This window comes from Caulobacter sp. LARHSG274 (assembly GCF_052871235.1).
Genome location: NZ_JBIXJO010000001.1, coordinates 107,471 through 122,823, shown reverse-complemented (window position 1 = coordinate 122,823; position 15,353 = coordinate 107,471). Strand labels below are relative to the sequence as shown.

General features: G+C 67.3%; 13 protein-coding genes, 1 pseudogene and 1 CRISPR repeat array. Of the genes and pseudogenes, 12 read left to right on the top strand and 2 right to left on the bottom strand.

All coding sequences use genetic code 11. From position 1 onward, the window contains the following. Positions 1–42 precede the first annotated feature (42 nt). Genes cas5c through cas2 form a run of 6 tightly spaced genes read left to right on the top strand, consistent with a single transcriptional unit; the run spans position 43 to position 5,481 of the window. Positions 43–711, top strand: coding sequence for a type I-C CRISPR-associated protein Cas5c (gene cas5c / locus ACIPQB_RS00580; protein ID WP_446483247.1), 669 nt, complete (start codon positions 43–45; stop codon positions 709–711). Beyond that, on the top strand, positions 708–2,603 hold the full coding sequence (cas8c, locus tag ACIPQB_RS00575; protein ID WP_446483246.1) for a type I-C CRISPR-associated protein Cas8c/Csd1: 1,896 nt from the start codon (positions 708–710) through the stop codon (positions 2,601–2,603). Before cas5c ends, cas8c begins: the two co-directional genes overlap by 4 nt. Then, positions 2,600–3,481, top strand: coding sequence for a type I-C CRISPR-associated protein Cas7/Csd2 (gene cas7c / locus ACIPQB_RS00570; protein ID WP_446483245.1), 882 nt, complete (start codon positions 2,600–2,602; stop codon positions 3,479–3,481). Before cas8c ends, cas7c begins: the two co-directional genes overlap by 4 nt. 2 nt (positions 3,482–3,483) lie before the next feature. Next, entirely contained in the window at positions 3,484–4,140 is a 657-nt protein-coding gene (cas4, locus tag ACIPQB_RS00565) for a CRISPR-associated protein Cas4 (RefSeq protein ID WP_446483244.1), read from the top strand. Between the two features lie 5 nt (positions 4,141–4,145). Beyond that, a complete protein-coding gene (gene cas1c, locus ACIPQB_RS00560; RefSeq protein WP_446483243.1) occupies positions 4,146–5,186 on the top strand; it encodes a type I-C CRISPR-associated endonuclease Cas1c in 1,041 nt (346 codons plus the stop codon). A gap of 4 nt (positions 5,187–5,190) precedes the next feature. Beyond that, a complete protein-coding gene (gene cas2, locus ACIPQB_RS00555; protein ID WP_446483242.1) occupies positions 5,191–5,481 on the top strand; it encodes a CRISPR-associated endonuclease Cas2 in 291 nt (96 codons plus the stop codon). 187 nt (positions 5,482–5,668) lie between these two features. After that, positions 5,669–7,856: a CRISPR direct-repeat array (repeat unit 31 nt; unit sequence GTCGCCTCTTCGCGGAGGCGTGGATCGAAAC). 1,119 nt (positions 7,857–8,975) lie between these two features. Here cas2 and ACIPQB_RS00550 read toward each other — a convergent pair. Then, entirely contained in the window at positions 8,976–10,436 is a 1,461-nt protein-coding gene (locus tag ACIPQB_RS00550; protein ID WP_446483241.1) for a catalase, read from the bottom strand. A gap of 183 nt (positions 10,437–10,619) precedes the next feature. Here ACIPQB_RS00550 and ACIPQB_RS00545 point away from each other — a divergent pair, with 183 nt between their 5' ends. Then, positions 10,620–11,642: a UbiA family prenyltransferase gene (locus tag ACIPQB_RS00545; RefSeq protein WP_446483240.1), complete on the top strand. Its 1,023-nt coding sequence runs from the start codon at positions 10,620–10,622 to the stop codon at positions 11,640–11,642. 173 nt (positions 11,643–11,815) lie between these two features. Here the strand turns inward: ACIPQB_RS00545 and ACIPQB_RS00540 are convergent, their stop codons facing one another. Further along, positions 11,816–12,160 carry a lysozyme inhibitor LprI family protein gene (locus tag ACIPQB_RS00540; protein ID WP_446483239.1) on the bottom strand — a complete coding sequence of 115 codons (345 nt, stop codon included), beginning with the start codon at positions 12,158–12,160 and terminating at the stop codon, positions 11,816–11,818. 67 nt (positions 12,161–12,227) lie between these two features. Here ACIPQB_RS00540 and ACIPQB_RS00535 point away from each other — a divergent pair. From ACIPQB_RS00535 to ACIPQB_RS00515, 5 genes and pseudogenes are all read left to right on the top strand, one after another. Further along, positions 12,228–13,169, top strand: a pseudogene (locus tag ACIPQB_RS00535) (fatty acid desaturase family protein). A 37-nt stretch (positions 13,170–13,206) separates the two neighbouring features. Beyond that, positions 13,207–13,866 carry a class I SAM-dependent methyltransferase gene (locus ACIPQB_RS00530; protein WP_446483238.1) on the top strand — a complete coding sequence of 220 codons (660 nt, stop codon included), beginning with the start codon at positions 13,207–13,209 and terminating at the stop codon, positions 13,864–13,866. A gap of 43 nt (positions 13,867–13,909) precedes the next feature. After that, positions 13,910–14,254 (top strand): VOC family protein, encoded by a 345-nt coding sequence (locus ACIPQB_RS00525; RefSeq protein WP_446483237.1) that lies wholly within the window; start codon positions 13,910–13,912, stop codon positions 14,252–14,254. A 123-nt stretch (positions 14,255–14,377) separates the two neighbouring features. Then, positions 14,378–14,785 (top strand): YkgJ family cysteine cluster protein, encoded by a 408-nt coding sequence (locus ACIPQB_RS00520; protein ID WP_446483236.1) that lies wholly within the window; start codon positions 14,378–14,380, stop codon positions 14,783–14,785. After that, positions 14,782–15,297 (top strand): YkgJ family cysteine cluster protein, encoded by a 516-nt coding sequence (locus ACIPQB_RS00515; protein WP_446483235.1) that lies wholly within the window; start codon positions 14,782–14,784, stop codon positions 15,295–15,297. The genes ACIPQB_RS00520 and ACIPQB_RS00515 overlap by 4 nt, the downstream gene beginning before the upstream one ends. The last annotated feature ends 56 nt before the right edge of the window (positions 15,298–15,353 follow it).

Below are 15,353 nucleotides of genomic sequence, written 5' to 3'. Positions count from 1 at the left end.
GCTCCACCACCAGGCCCTACCTTCCGAAGGAGGGGGCAACTCATGACTCAGGGTATTAAACTCCACGTTTGGGGTGAACGGGCGTGCTTCACGCGGCCCGAGATGAAGGTCGAGCGCGTCAGCTATGACGTGATCACCCCGTCGGCCGCGCGCGGCGTCCTGGAAGCCATCCATTGGAAGCCGGCCTTCACCTGGCGGATCGAGCGCATCCGGGTGCTCCGGGAGCCGTGCTTTGAGACCCTCCGCCGCAACGAGGTGGCCAGCCGCATTCCCAGCCTCAACGTCAAGAAGGCGATGAACGCCGGCTCGACCGAGGGCCTGGCCCTCTATGTCGACGAGGATCGCCAGCAGCGAGCAGCGACGATCCTGAAGGAGGTGGCCTATGTCGTCGAAGCGCGGATCGATCTGAAGGACCCCGCCAACCTCGATGAGCCGATCGGCAAGCATCTGGACATCTTCAACCGTCGCGCCCGCAAGGGCCAGTGTTTCCACCGCCCCTGCCTGGGCACGCGGGAGTTCGCCGCCGAGTTCGCGCTGGTCGAGGGCGAGCTTCCGGCGATGGACGAAAGCCTGAAGGGTGAGCGTGACCTGGGCTGGATGGCGCTGGACATCGATTTCGCCCGCGGCGGCCAGCCGCTGTTCTTCAAGGCGATCATGCGCGACGGGGTAATCGAGGTCCCGGCCCTGGACAGCGCCGCCGTGCGGGCGTGAGCGAGGTTCGCGTCAGCCTGGGCCCGCTGGCGGCCCTCGCGGCCCGCTACGATCGCCTGGCCGCGCGGGGCGAGGCACCGGTCCCGGGATTCGCCCCGGCCCAGATCGCCTTCGTGCTGGTCTTCGATCGCGAAGGCCGCGTGGTCGCCGTCCACGACGAGCGCACCGGCGACGGCAAGAAAAAGCGGCCCAAGGTGGTCGAGGCACCGCAACCGCCAAAACGCACGGTCGGGGTGGTCAGCGGTCTGCTGTGGGACAAGACCTCCTATGTGCTGGGCGTCACCCGGCCCGACCTGGACGCCGACGAGTCCCGCCAGGCCAAGGCCGCCGTCCGAACCGCCAAGGAGCACGAGGCCTTCAGGCTTCGGCAGGAGGCGCTGCTGGCCGGGGCCCAGGACGACGGCGCGCGCGCCCTGCTGGCCTTCCTGTCGACCTGGACGCCGGAGACCTACGTCGCCCTGCCAACGCCTTACCAGGACGAGATGCTCGATCAGAACATCGCCTTCCAGCTGGAGGGCGATCGGGGCCTGCTGCACGATCGCCCTGCCTTGCGGGTCCTGGTGGCCGCCCAGGCCGCCTCGCCCGACGCCCAGGTCGGACAATGCCTGGTCACCGGCCAGACGGCGCCGATCGCCCGACTGCATCCGTCGATCAAGGGCGTGCCCGGCGCGCAATCGTCCGGCGCCAGCCTGGTGTCGTTCAACGCCAGCGCCTTCACGTCCTACGGCGCCGCTCAGGGCGACAACGCCCCCACCTCGGAACTGGCCGCCTTCGGCTACGGCACGGCGCTGAACGACCTGCTGGCCAGCGATGGAACCGACGACAAGGGACGACCCCGCTATCGCAATCGCGTGCAGATCGGTGACGCAACCACCGTGTTCTGGGCGGAAGTCCAAGGCGACGAGGCGGGCGAAGCCGAGGCTCTGCTGAACGCGATGTTTGGCGGCGGACCGGCGCTGTCGGAGGCCCAGATCGAGGCGGGACATACCACCAAGGCGCGCGACCTGATGGTCAAGCTGGAGGCCGGGGAGCCCTTGCGCGATGTCGCCGCCCACCTGGAGGGCCTTCGGGTCTACGTGCTCGGCCTCAGCCCCAACGCCGCCAGGCTGTCGGTACGGTTTTGGCATGTCGGATCGCTGGGCGAGTTGACGGGCCGGTTTCAGGCACACTGGAAGGACCTGCGCCTGGAGCCATCGCGCTCCAACAGATCGCCGGCCCTGTGGCGACTGCTGCGACAACTGGCGGCCCAGGGTGAGGCCAAGAATATCCCGCCCAATCTGGCCGGCGAGGTGATGCGCGCCATCCTGACCGGCGGCCGCTATCCCCGCTCCCTGCTGACCCAGACCCTGATGCGCATCCGCGCTGACCAGGGCGACGACAAGGTTCACGAACTGCGCGTGGCCCTGCTGAAAGCCGTCATCGTCCGCGAAACGCGCAAGGACGATCCCAGAACCAAGGAGGACCTGCTCGTGTCGCTCAACACCGACGAGCTTAACCAGGGCTATCGGCTGGGCCGCCTGTTCGCGGTGATGGAAGCGGCCCAGGCCCAGGCTATCGCGGGCGTCAACGCCTCGATCCGCGACCGCTTCTATGGCTCGGCCTCGGCCACCCCGGCCCACATCTTTCCGTTGCTGCTGCGCGGTGTGCAGGATCACCTGTCGAAGATCCGCAAGTCCAAGCCGGGCCTGGCGGTGAAGTATGAAAAGGCCATGGCCGAGGTCGTCGGCGGGCTGGACGCCGACCTACCGGCCACGCTCGACATGAAGAGCCAGGGCCTGTTCGCCATCGGCTACTACCACCAGCGCAGCGCGCTCTACGCCAAGCGCGTCGAGGGCGAGGCCGAACTCGACGCCACACTGACCGTCACCCCGGACGAGGCCGAAGACCAATGACCGCGATCAGCAACCGCTACGACTTCGTCTATCTGTTCGACGTCAAGGACGGCAATCCCAACGGCGATCCGGACGCCGGCAACCTGCCCCGGCTCGATCCCGAGACCGGCAAGGGCCTGGTCACCGACGTCGCCCTGAAACGCAAGATCCGAAACTATGTCGCCATGGCCAAGGGCGAGGCGCCCGGCTTCGACATCTATATGCAGGAGCGCGCGGTGCTCAATCGCGCTCATCTGCGGGCCTATGAGGCCAAAGGCCTGAAGTCCGAGGCCAAGAAACTGCCCAAGGATCAGGACGAGGCCCGCAGCCTGACCCGCTGGATGTGCGACAACTTCTTCGACATCCGCACCTTCGGGGCGGTGATGTCCACGGAGGTCAACGCCGGCCAGGTGCGCGGCCCCGTCCAGTTGACCTTCGCCCGCAGCCACGATCCGATCGTGCCGCTGGAAATCACCATCACCCGCAGCTCGGTGACCAACGAGAAGGACGCCCTGCTCAACGACCGCACCATGGGCCGCAAGCACATCGTGCCCTACGGCCTCTATCGGGCCCACGGCTTCATCTCCGGCCGGCTGGCCAATGACGCCAGGAAGGGCACAGGTTTCTCTGAGGACGATCTGGCCCTGCTGTGGGAATCTTTGAAGCAGATGTTCGAGCATGACCGCGCCGCCGCACGCGGCATGATGACCGCCCGCGGCTTGATCGTCTTCAAACACGACAGCGACCTAGGCAACGCCTCGGCCGACTCGCTGTTCAAGCGGGTGACCCTCGCCAGATCTGGCGAGCGGGCGGGTGCACCACGCGAGTTCGAGGATTATGTGGTGACGGTCGACGACGCGAACCTCCCCGACGGCGTCACCGTGCAACAGTTGATCTGACCATGGCGCCGGCGGCGGACACGGGCGTCGACGAAGCCGACCTCGTGCCGCTGTCGGCGCTTCAGCATTGGCTCTATTGCCCTCGTCAATGCGCTCTGATCCATGTCGAGCAGGTGTGGGCCGAGAACCACGCTACCGCCGATGGCCAGGTCAAGCACGCCCGGGTCAACCAACTGGGCGAGGAGGTCCGGCGCGGGGTGCGCACCGTGACGGGCATGCCGCTGCGGTCGTTCCGCCTGGGCGTCAGCGGCACGGCGGATGTCGTCGAGTTGCATCGTGAAGGCGGTGGGACGGGCTGGCGGCCCTATCCGGTCGAACACAAGCGCGGTCGTTCCAAGAGCCACCGAGCCGACGAGGTGCAGCTCTGCGCCCAGGCCATGGCGCTCGAAGAAATGTTCGACACGGTGATCGCTGAAGGCGCCCTGTTCTATCAGACGCCGCGCCGTCGCCTGGTCGTGACCTTCGACACGAATCTGCGCGCCCTCACCGCCGAGACCGCCGCCGCCGTCCGGGCCTGCCTTGCGGCGGGGACCACGCCGGGCGCGGACTACGAGGCCGGTCGCTGCGATCCCTGCTCCCTGATCGAACTGTGCCGCCCCAAGGCGCTCGGCCGAGCGCGATCCCCTCGGGCTTGGCTCGAACGGATGATCGAGGACTGACCGCCATGCGCCGTCTGCTCAACACCCTCTATGTCAGCACCGAAGGCGCCTATGTCCGCAAGGACGGCGAGAACGCCGTGGTTGAGATCGATGGTCTGGAGAAGCTGCGCGCGCCCCTGCATCTGCTGGGCGGGGTGATTTGCTTTGGCCGCGCCAACATGTCGCCGGCCCTGATGGGAGCCTGCGCCGAGCGGGGGGTTACGGCGGCATTCTTCACGGAGAACGGCAAGTTCCTGGCTCGGGTCGAGGGTCCGGTGTCGGGCAATGTGCTGCTGCGACGCGAACAGTACCGCCGGGGCGACGCGCCGACCGAGTGCGGGGCCATTGTTTGCGCCATCGTCGCCGCCAAAGCCCAGAACCAGCGCACTGTGCTGAAGCGAGCCGCGCGCGACCATGGCCAAGGGCTCGCGACCGCCGATCTCGCCAGACTCGACGCGGCCCAAATCCGCCTGCGCGACATCGCTCGACGAGCCGTTCACCTCAGCGATGTCGATCAATTGCGTGGCCTGGAGGGAGAAGCGGCCCAGCGCTATTTCGAGGTCTTCCCCTTGATGCAGCGCACCGAAGAGCCAGCCCTGCGCTTCGTCCGCCGCTCACGCCGGCCACCGCTGGATCCGATCAACGCCCTGCTGTCCTTTCTCTATACCTTGCTGACCCATGACTGTCGCTCGGCCTTGGAAGGAGTGGGGCTGGATCCGGCGGCGGGCTTCCTGCACCGCCTGCGCCCCGGTCGCCCAAGCCTGGCGCTAGACCTGATGGAGGAACTGCGCGCGCCTATGGTGGACCGCCTGGCCCTTTCGCTGACCAATCGCGGCCAGATACAGGTTCGCGATTTCCGCAGTATGGAGAACGGGGCCACCGTGCTGACCGACACCGCCCGCAAGGCCGTCCTGGTCGCCTGGCAGGAGCGCAAGAAGCAGGAGATTGAGCATCCTTTTCTGGGCGAGAAAACACCGCTGGGCCTGTTGCCGCACGTCCAGGCTCGACTGTTCGCCCGGACCCTGCGCGGCGATCTCGACTTCTATCCGCCGATGATCTGGCGTTGAGCCGTTGCTGGTTCTGATCACCTACGACGTCGAGACCAGCTCGCCCGGCGGCGCCAAGCGCCTGCGCCACCTGGCCAAGGCCTGTCGCGATCTGGGTCAACGCGTGCAATACTCCGTCTTCGAGTGCGAGGTCGACCCCGCCCAATGGACCGCTCTGCGCGCCCGTCTGATTGCCGAAATCGATCCGACCAAGGACAGTCTGCGCTTCTACCGCCTCGGCGCATCCGGCCGAAAACGTGTCGAACATGTCGGCGCCAAGCCCGCACTCGATCTGGACGGTCCGCTGATCGTCTAGCTCTTGAGGCCGCGCGAACCTCCAGCGTCCGTCCTCAGACCGGTCGATTCGCGGGCGGAAAAACCTCAATCATATCTTGGTCTGCGACGCTCCCTTAACGGGCGGGCTCGCAAACTAAGTTCGACATTGTTCGCTTCGCGCGAACCGTTCCATTTCCTTAGCCTTTTCCGCCTGCTATCCCCAGGCCGTCGCCTCTTCGCGGAGGCGTGGATCGAAACATGGAGGGCGTCTGCACCGATATGGAGACGAGCTGGTCGCCTCTTCGCGGAGGCGTGGATCGAAACATGACGTTGATGTTGTAGGCGCCGCCGATGCGGTAGTCGCCTCTTCGCGGAGGCGTGGATCGAAACTCCGAACCGGATGGCGGCGCGACGACCTCGCTCTAGTCGCCTCTTCGCGGAGGCGTGGATCGAAACCTTCGCGGCAACCCGACCACGGGGGCGCTCTACAGTCGCCTCTTCGCGGAGGCGTGGATCGAAACATCCGCAACGCGATCCAGATGGTGGCGCGGCGGAAGTCGCCTCTTCGCGGAGGCGTGGATCGAAACCTGTTCGACTTCTTCCCCCTCCCCGGCGGGACCCGTCGCCTCTTCGCGGAGGCGTGGATCGAAACACCTCCTACCTTGCGGGCAAGCCGGTCAGCCTGTGGTCGCCTCTTCGCGGAGGCGTGGATCGAAACATCCGGGTCACCTCCAAGATCGAGACCAAGGATCGTCGCCTCTTCGCGGAGGCGTGGATCGAAACTGTCTCGCGGCCCTCTGCGAGGGTCTTGGCATCTCGTCGCCTCTTCGCGGAGGCGTGGATCGAAACGTGTCGTCGGGCCTGCCGATGTCCGCCCTGGTGGAGTCGCCTCTTCGCGGAGGCGTGGATCGAAACATGAACTTGCCGTTGAAGTCGCTGGCCTGGCCGAGTCGCCTCTTCGCGGAGGCGTGGATCGAAACTCCATCGCCGCGATCCAGGCGTCAGAACCGGCACCGTCGCCTCTTCGCGGAGGCGTGGATCGAAACTCCAACATCGAGAAGATGGTGAGAAAGGTCCGTGGTCGCCTCTTCGCGGAGGCGTGGATCGAAACACGCAATGTGAGTGGACCGGCAGCGGCACGGGTCGTCGCCTCTTCGCGGAGGCGTGGATCGAAACACCTCGGTCGGCTCCAACACCTACGTCTGGATGGTCGCCTCTTCGCGGAGGCGTGGATCGAAACTCATGAACACGGCGGCGGTGGCGGGCTCTGTCCCGCGTCGCCTCTTCGCGGAGGCGTGGATCGAAACCTGGGCTGGGGCGCGACGTCGAGCGGCAAGGGCTGTCGCCTCTTCGCGGAGGCGTGGATCGAAACCATTTCGGTACGCGGCAGAGCGGAAGCCTCTAGGACGTCGCCTCTTCGCGGAGGCGTGGATCGAAACACGCCCATGGCCACCGGGGCCACCAACCCGACCCTGGTCGCCTCTTCGCGGAGGCGTGGATCGAAACGGCTTGACCAGCGGGCCATTGATGCCGCCTTGGGGTCGCCTCTTCGCGGAGGCGTGGATCGAAACTGCAGGATGCCGATCACCGTCGACATCGGGTTCCGGTCGCCTCTTCGCGGAGGCGTGGATCGAAACAAGCTCGACGTCGTAATCAACTTCGATGACGGCGTCGCCTCTTCGCGGAGGCGTGGATCGAAACTTCAATTCGAACGGCAACACCAACTGCAACACCAGGTCGCCTCTTCGCGGGGGCGTGGATCGAAATTCGATGGCGTTCATCACCTCGATGCTGTCGACCGTCGCCTCTTCGCGGGGGCGTGGATCGAAACAGCCAGGTCAGCTATTCGTCGCAGCGCCGGGTGGTCGCCTCTTCGCGGGGGCGTGGATCGAAACAGGTATTGATCCAGGATCGCTTCACCGATCGGGCCGTCGCCTCTTCGCGGGGGCGTGGATCGAAACTTCGACGGAAAGCCGGTCTCCGAGTACCGAGCCATGTCGCCTCTTCGCGGGGGCGTGGATCGAAACAGCGTCACCGGCTCGGCCACCGGCCTGTCGGTGCGTCGCCTCTTCGCGGGGGCGTGGATCGAAACTCTTCGGCCCGCGCGTTGTCCGCCGCCTTGGGGGGTCGCCTCTTCGCCGGGGCGTGGATCGAAACACCAACTCCACGACGGTGACGGTGCAGACGGCGGTCGCCTCTTCGCGGGGGCGTGGATCGAAACATCACGTTGATGTTGTAGGCTCCGCCGATGCGGTGTCGCCTCTTCGCGGGGGCGTGGATCGAAACGGCCCAGGCTGAGTACAACAAGGCCTGCGCTTCGTCGCCTCTTCGCGGGGGCGTGGATCGAAACTGAGGTTGGGGCGTGATGGATAGGGGGAGAGAATGTCGCCCCTTCGCGGAGGCGTGGATCGAAACCAATATGTCGTCGAAAGCGCCTTTGGCCTCTCCGCCGTCGCCTCTTCGCCGGAGGGCATGGATCGAAACTTCGCGCCAGCGTGAACAACATCCGGCGCTACCTCGCTCCTTTCACGGGGGCATAGATCGAAGCCATGCGCGACAGCACCCCAGAGCGGGAGCGTCCAACCTCTGTTGTGAGTGGTGGGCTGGCGACGAATCTAAGCGTCGACTGTGCAAAACAGACCCCGATCTAGATGGCGACGCACAACTGATGTCGGCTCTGGAATGAGCACGTCCTAGTGTCGGGGTCTTGAGAGCCGTCGCCGAGGCCTCGGTACCTGGACATGTTTCGGGGACCCTTGGATTGCCGTGCAGAGCATGTGTCGGTCCTGGTCAACACACGCCCCTGTGGCGCGAGCCCTTGCGAGGTAAGGGGGCGCGCCACAAGGGCGTGTGTCGGAGTCCCTAAATGGCAACTGACAGCTTATGTCGGTTCTGGAAGGTGTCGGACCGCATGCGTAACCCCCGCATGCCTGCTGACCGATCCGCCTGCCTTCAGCGCCGGAGCTTCGTCACGACCAGGGTGAGCCTGCATCCGATCCGTCCCGAAGACGTCTCCCGAGGGAAACGCGGCGGACCAGCCTTCCCGCTCGTCCACCCCCGAAAGCCGCATCGGTCGCCGTACGTGCGCCCTCCCCGTGCTCTCAGGTGAGGAGCATTATCGCGGCGCCCCGGGAGGGTGAGGACGGAAAAAAGTGAGAAAATCGCAGGGCGTTGATTTCGTTGAGTTCGACCCCCGTCCATCCCCGCAAACCGCGGGGATGGAGCACGATTCTCCTTCTCCCCTTGCGGGAGAAGGTGGCGGCCGAAGGCCGACGGATGAGGGGTCTCTCAAACCTCAACCGCCGCACCCGGCCGTTCCGCCGTTCGCAGCGGAACCCGCCTTCAACCCCTCATCCGACCTCGCTTCGCGAGGCCACCTTCTCCCGCAAGGGGAGAAGGAGAACACGTGTTTTTCCTGTCTGCGCCTCGCCTAATCCGACTATCCCCGCCTGCGCGGGGATGATCGGGGATGATCAAGGAGGACCGCCGGGCAGGGGCGGCCGGCGGTCCTCCCTTCGCCGCGGGAACGGGGGGCTATTCCGCGGCGACGGCGCTGTCGACCGACAGCCCCAGGCGTTGCGCCACCCCGGCTCCGTAGGCCGGGTCGGCGCGGTGGAAGTGCGCCAGCTGGCGCTGCTGGATTTCGACCGGCACGCCCTGCATGGCCGCGGCGATGTTGTCGAACAGCTGGCGCTGCTGGTCGGGACTCATCAGCCGGAACAGGTCGCCCGGCTGGCTGTAATCGTCATGGCCGTCGCGGTGGCTGTAGCGGTCGGCGTCGCCGTGCAGCGGCAGGGGCGGCTCGGCGAAGCCCTTGTCCTCGACGGGGCCGCCGAAGCTGCTCGGCTCATACCAGGCCTCGGTGCGCGGCGGGCTGTCGAAGCGCATCGCCCCATCGGCGTGCTGGTGGTGGACCGGGCAGCGCGGACGGTTGACCGGCAGGGCCTCGTAATGGGTCCCGACCCGGTAGCGGTGGGCGTCGGCATAGGAGAAGATCCGCGCCTGCAGCACCTTGTCGGGCGAGAAGCCGATGCCCGGCACGATGTTCGACGGGCTGAACGACGACTGCTCGATCTCGGCGAAATAGTTGTCCGGATTGCGGTTCAGCTCGACGATCCCGACCTCGATCAGCGGATAGTCCGCATGCGGCCAGACCTTGGTCAGGTCGAAGGGGTTCCAGCGGAAGGTCTCGGCCTGGCGCTCGGTCATCACCTGGATGCAGAACCGCCAGCGCGGGAAGTCGCCGGCCTCGATGGCCTCGAACAGGTCGCGCTGGGCGCTCTCGCGGTCGTTGGCGATCACCGCGTTCCCCTCGGCGTTGGTCCAGTTCCGGATGCCCTGCATCGACTTGAAGTGGAACTTCACCCACACCCGCTCATTGGCCTCGTTGATGAAGCTGTAGGTGTGGCTGCCGAAGCCGTGGATGAAGCGGTAGCCCTGCGGCAGGCCGCGGTCGCTGAACAGGGTGGTGACCTGGTGCAGGCTCTCGGGGCTCAGCGACCAGTAGTCCCACATCGCCGTCGGCGAGCGCAGGTTGGTGACCGGGTGGCGCTTCTGGGTGCGGATGAAGTCGGGGAACTTCAGCGGGTCGCGGACGAAGAACACGGGGGTGTTGTTACCCACCATGTCCCAGTTGCCTTCCTCGGTGTAGGCCTTGATCGAGAAACCGCGCACGTCGCGCTCGGCGTCGGCCGCGCCGCGCTCGCCGGCCACGGTCGAGAACCGCATCAGGATCTGCGTCTGCTTGCCGATCTGCGACAGGAATTTGGCCTTGGTGTAGCGGGTGACGTCGTTGGTCACCGTCAGGGTCCCGTAGGCCCCCGAGCCCTTGGCGTGGACCACCCGTTCGGGAATCCGCTCGCGGTTCTGGTGGGCCAGCTTTTCCAGCAGCTGGTAGTCCTGCATCAGCAGCGGGCCGCGCGGGCCGGCGCTGATCGAGTTCTGGTTGTCGGCGACGGGCGCGCCGGCCGTGGTGGTCAGGGTGTTCCGGGTCATGATCGCTTCCGCCGTTGGTGACTGGCTTCACCTTTGGGCGCTGCGGGAGGATCAATCCAATTGATCGTTTTTCGCGATGAGATCGGAAAGTTCTATGCCGGCGCGGCGATATCGAACCGCGCCCGGCCGACAGCCGTCTTGTCGCTTTGCGGCGTTTCCTTGCCGTTGCCGTCGCGCTAAGCCTTGCCCATGAGCGACACCTCCACCGCCATCCTGCCCGACGCCGCCGTCGGCAACTGGGTCGACCGCCATGCGCCGGCCGCCCTGCGGCCGTGGCTGAAGCTGGGCCGGTTCGACCGGCCGGCGGGGATCTGGCTGCTGATGCTGCCCGGCTGGCAGGGCATCGCCCTGGCGGCGGCGGGCCGGGGCCAGTGGCCCAATCCCTGGCTGCTGATCGCCTTCTTCGTCGGCGCGGCCCTGATGCGGGCGGCCGGCTGCGCCTTCAACGACATCGTCGACCGCGATTTCGACGCCCAGGTCAGCCGCACGGCGATGCGGCCGATCCCGGCCGGGCTGATCAGCGTCAAGCAGGCCTGGGGCTTCGTGATCGGCTGCAGCCTGGTGAGCTTTCTGATCCTGCTGTGCCTAAATCTTTGGTGTTTTTTTCTCGGAGTCGCGTCGCTGGCCCTGGTCGCCGCCTACCCGTTCATGAAGCGGATCACCTGGTGGCCACAGGCCTGGCTGGGCCTGACCTTCAACTGGGGGGCGTTGCTAGGGTTCGTGGCCGCCAACGGCGGCCTTCCGCTTGGCGGCCTGATCGTCATGCGACTGCTATTCTCGGAGTACGGCTTTGTGGCCGACTGGATGGGGCATCCGCCGTCAGTGGCGGCCGTGCTGCTCTACGCCTCGGGGATCTTCTGGACCCTGGGCTACGACACCATCTACGCCGTGCAGGACCTGGAGGACGACGCCCTGGCCGGGGTCAAGTCCTCGGCCCGGCGGCTGGGCGCGGCCGCGCCGCGCGGCGTGCTGGCCTTCTATGTCGTCTGTTTCGTCCTGGTGATCGCCGCCGCCTGGCTCGGCGACCTGGGGCCGCTGTTCCTGCCGCTGGCGGCGCTGTTCGCCGTCCACCTGTCGCGCCAGGCCGCGGCCCTGCGGCTGGACGACCCGGCCGGGGCCCTGGCCCTGTTCAAGTCCAACACCCATGCCGGCTTCGTGCTGTTCCTGGCCCTGGCCGCGGGGCTGTGGAAGCCGGCGGGGCTTTGAAGCGTGACGTCCTGGACTGAAGCGCCCATCCCCGATCCGCTTTCCCGGCGAAGGCCGGGACCCAGATCATAGGGCGGTGCTTCGGATCATCGTCCAATGCGACGGCTGAATCTGGACCCCGGCCTTCGCCGGGGAGACGGATGAAAATGGAGCGGCTTTCAATCACCATGCGCTCAGAACGGCCCGTTGCGATAGATCCGCTCCAGGCCGCGCTGCAGCTCGTCCAGCCGGCGGTCATAGGCGCGGTCGAGGCAGGCGCGGCGGGGCCCGCAGCTTCGGCGCTCGCGCAGCCATTGGTGCTGGGCGTCCTCCAGGGCCTCGCGGCCGCCCATGGCCAGGGTCTTGCGGTTGATCTCGTAGAGCAGCGCCATCCGCACGTCCTTGTCGTTCAGCGGCCGGCTGGCGCAGATCGCCTTCTCGTCGGCGGCCCGGGCGCGGTCGCAGTCGAAGCTGGCGGCTTGGGCCATGGCCGGGGCGAGGGCGGCGGCCAGGACCAGGCCGATCATGATCTTTTTCATCAATGCCTCCCGCGGGTTACGTCACGTCATCCTGTCGGTCGAAGCCCGAATGTGGCATAATCGTTCCATGGCCGTCGCCTCCCGCGTCAAACCTCAGGACCTGTTCACCCCCGCCGAATGGGCTCGGCTTTCGGCGCGTTCGCGGTGGATCGGCCTGGCGATGGTCGCCCACGCCTGGGCGGTGATCGTCGCGGCCGGGGCTGTCTTCGTGCTCTGACCCAACCCGCTGACCTATCTGCTGGCGGTGATGCTGATCGGCGCGCGGCAGCTGGGCCTGGCGATCCTGATGCACGAGGCGGCGCACGGCGGGCTGCATCCGAACCTGAAGGTCAATGACTGGATCGGCGAGTGGCTGTGCGCGGTCCCGATCGGCGCGTCCCTGGCCAGGTACCGGCCCTATCACCTGACGCACCACAAATACGCCCAGCAGGCCGAGGATCCGGACCTGGTGCTGTCGGCCCCGTTCCCGACCACCCGCGCCTCGCTGCGCCGCAAGATCATCCGCGACCTGACCGGCCAGACCTTCGTCAAGCAGCGCCTCGGGCCGCTGCTTGGCAAGCCAGGCGCCGGCCAGCCGAAGGGCGCGATCTTCAGCGGCGAGGTCGCGCGCCAGGCGCCGTTCCTGCTGTGGAACCTGGGCCTGCTGGTCGTGCTCAGCGCGGCCGGCCTGTGGTGGGCCTGGCTGGCCCTGTGGCTTGTTCCAATGGCGAGCTGGTTCCCGCTCGTCACCCGGCTGCGCAACATCGCCGAGCACGCCCTGGTCGCCCGGGACGAGTCCGACCCGTTCCGCCACGCCCGCACCACCCGGGCCAACGCGATCGAGCGGGCCCTGGTCGCGCCCTACCACGTCAATTTCCACGGCGAGCATCACCTGTTCATGCACATGCCGTGCTGGAACCTGCCCCGGGCGCACCGGCTGCTGGAGAACAAGGGCCTGACCGGCCGCATGCTGGTCGCGCCGGGCTACCTGTCGGTGCTGAAGGCGGCCTCGGCCCGGGCCGAGGCATAGGCCTCGCCCCGCGACCGCCGCGGTGCTCTAAGGGCGCATGATCGAAGCCTCCCTCGCCGGCCGCCGGGCCTTCATCCTTGAGAACACCCGGCTCCAGGCCCCGCCGCACACGCCCGAGCTGCGGCTGCACCTGGCCGACGAGATCACCCCGATCTGGACCCTGACCGAGGAGGCCCTGGCCGAGATCGGCCTGCCGCCGCCGTTCTGGGCCTTCGCCTGGGCCGGCGGCCAGGCCCTGGCCCGCTACATCCTCGACCATCCGGAAATCGTGGCCGGAAAGCGGGTGATCGATTTCGCCAGCGGCTCGGGCCTGGTGGCGATCGCGGCGATGAAGGCCGGGGCGGCCAGCGTGCTGGCGGCCGATATCGACGTGTTCTGCGAGGCCGCCATCGGCCTGAACGCGGCCGCCAACGGCGTCGAGGTGGCCTTCACCGAGGTCGACCTGCTGGACGCCCCGCCGCCGACGACCGACCTGCTGCTGGCCGGCGACATCTGCTACGAGCGGCCGATGGCGGAGGCGGTGATGGCTTGGCTGGCCCTGGGCCGGGCGGCGGGAGCGGAGGTGCTGATCGGCGACCCGGGCCGCACCTACTTCCCCAAGGACGGCCTGGACAAGCTGGCCGAATATCAGGTGCCCACCACCCGCGAGCTGGAAGACATGGCCGTCAAGCGCACCAGCGTCTGGACTCTGCGCTGACGGCGTTCTAGAACATAAGAAGAACAAATCTGGAGGCGGCCCCATGCGCGAAGACGGCAAGATCGACTATATCGAATGGCCGGCGGGCGACCTTCCGGCCACCAAGGCCTTCTATGCGGCGGCGTTCGGCTGGGCCTTCACCGACTACGGCCCCGACTATGCGGCCTTCGAAGGGCAGGGGACCGACGGCGGCTTCACCACCCCGCAGGACGGCGCGGCGGCCAAGCCGCTGGTGGTGCTCTACGCCCACGACCTGGAGGCCGTGCTGGCCAAGGTAACCGCGGCGGGCGGCGCGATCACCAAGCCGATCTTCGCCTTCCCCGGCGGCCGGCGCTTCCACTTCACCGACCCGTCCGGCAACGAGCTGGCGGTGTGGAGCGAGGGCTGAGGCCTCGCCGCCGATCCGGCGAAGGGGCGCGAAAAACCGTCATCAAACCGCGATAAATCCGTCTTCGGACGATAGGCGGAGCGAGCGACGGTGGGCGAGGCCAGGACCTGCGGCGACTGCGGGATGTGTTGCAAGCTGATGGGCGTCAAGGCCATCGCCAAGGCGCCGCATGTCTGGTGCGAGCATTTCCACAAGGGCGCGGGCTGCGGGATCTATGACCAGCGGCCGCGGGCCTGCGCCGACTTCGCCTGCTACTGGCTGCGGGCCCCGAACCTCGACGACCGCTGGCGGCCCGACCGGGCGCGGTTCGTGCTGCACCGCGAGAACGACGGCCAGGCCCTGGTGGTCGAGGTCGACCCGGCCTCGCCCGAGGCCTGGCGCAAGGCGCCGTTCTACGACACCTTCAAGGCCTGGGCGGCGCGCGGCGCGGCCCGCGGCCTGACCCTCAACGTGCTGGTCGGCCGGCGCGGCTACGAGATCCTGCCCGACCGCGACGTCGACTATGGCCAGGTGCGGGAGCTTCCCCAATGAGCCAGGCGGCCCCCGCCAAGGCCTGCGGCGACTGCGGCATGTGCTGCAAGGTGCTGCACATCAGCGAACTGGACAAACCCGCCGGCCAGTGGTGCGGGGTGTTCCGCAAGGGGAGCGGCTGCGGCGACTATGACGGCCGGCCCCAGGCCTGCCGGGGCTTCCACTGCCTGTGGCTGACCTCCGAGAAGCTGGACGCCGCCTGGCGACCCGACAAGGCCGGCTTCCTGATGTATCCCGACCGCGACGGCAAGCGGCTGAACGTGGTGGTCGATCCGGGCAAGCCGACCTCGTGGAAGCGCGAGCCCTATTATTCGCGGCTGAAGGCGATGTCGCGGCGGGCCCTGGACGGCTACGAACTGCTGATCTGCATCGGCGACCGCCGGGTGGTGATGTTCCCGACCGAGGACGTCGACCTGGGCGTGCTGCATCCCGACCACAAGCTGGTCAGCGGCTATGTCGACCGGGACGGGGCCCAGGTCCCGTTCGCCATGGTGCTGAGCGACGTCGAATAGGGGCGAGCGCCCACAGTGAACAGTCTCAACGGACATCTCCAACTGGATCAGAGAAA

Bases quoted from the DNA above. Each gene is read 5' to 3' on its own strand.
- ACIPQB_RS00550 (WP_446483241.1), bottom strand. From the start codon at position 10,436: ATGACCCGGAACACCCTGACCACCACGGCCGGCGCGCCCGTCGCCGAC.
- ACIPQB_RS00525 (WP_446483237.1), top strand. From the start codon at position 13,910: ATGCGCGAAGACGGCAAGATCGACTATATCGAATGGCCGGCGGGCGAC.
- cas5c (WP_446483247.1), top strand. From the start codon at position 43: ATGACTCAGGGTATTAAACTCCACGTTTGGGGTGAACGGGCGTGCTTC.
- ACIPQB_RS00540 (WP_446483239.1), bottom strand. From the start codon at position 12,160: ATGAAAAAGATCATGATCGGCCTGGTCCTGGCCGCCGCCCTCGCCCCG.
- ACIPQB_RS00520 (WP_446483236.1), top strand. From the start codon at position 14,378: ATGTGTTGCAAGCTGATGGGCGTCAAGGCCATCGCCAAGGCGCCGCAT.
- cas4 (WP_446483244.1), top strand. From the start codon at position 3,484: ATGGCGCCGGCGGCGGACACGGGCGTCGACGAAGCCGACCTCGTGCCG.
- ACIPQB_RS00530 (WP_446483238.1), top strand. From the start codon at position 13,207: ATGATCGAAGCCTCCCTCGCCGGCCGCCGGGCCTTCATCCTTGAGAAC.
- cas1c (WP_446483243.1), top strand. From the start codon at position 4,146: ATGCGCCGTCTGCTCAACACCCTCTATGTCAGCACCGAAGGCGCCTAT.
- cas7c (WP_446483245.1), top strand. From the start codon at position 2,600: ATGACCGCGATCAGCAACCGCTACGACTTCGTCTATCTGTTCGACGTC.
- ACIPQB_RS00515 (WP_446483235.1), top strand. From the start codon at position 14,782: ATGAGCCAGGCGGCCCCCGCCAAGGCCTGCGGCGACTGCGGCATGTGC.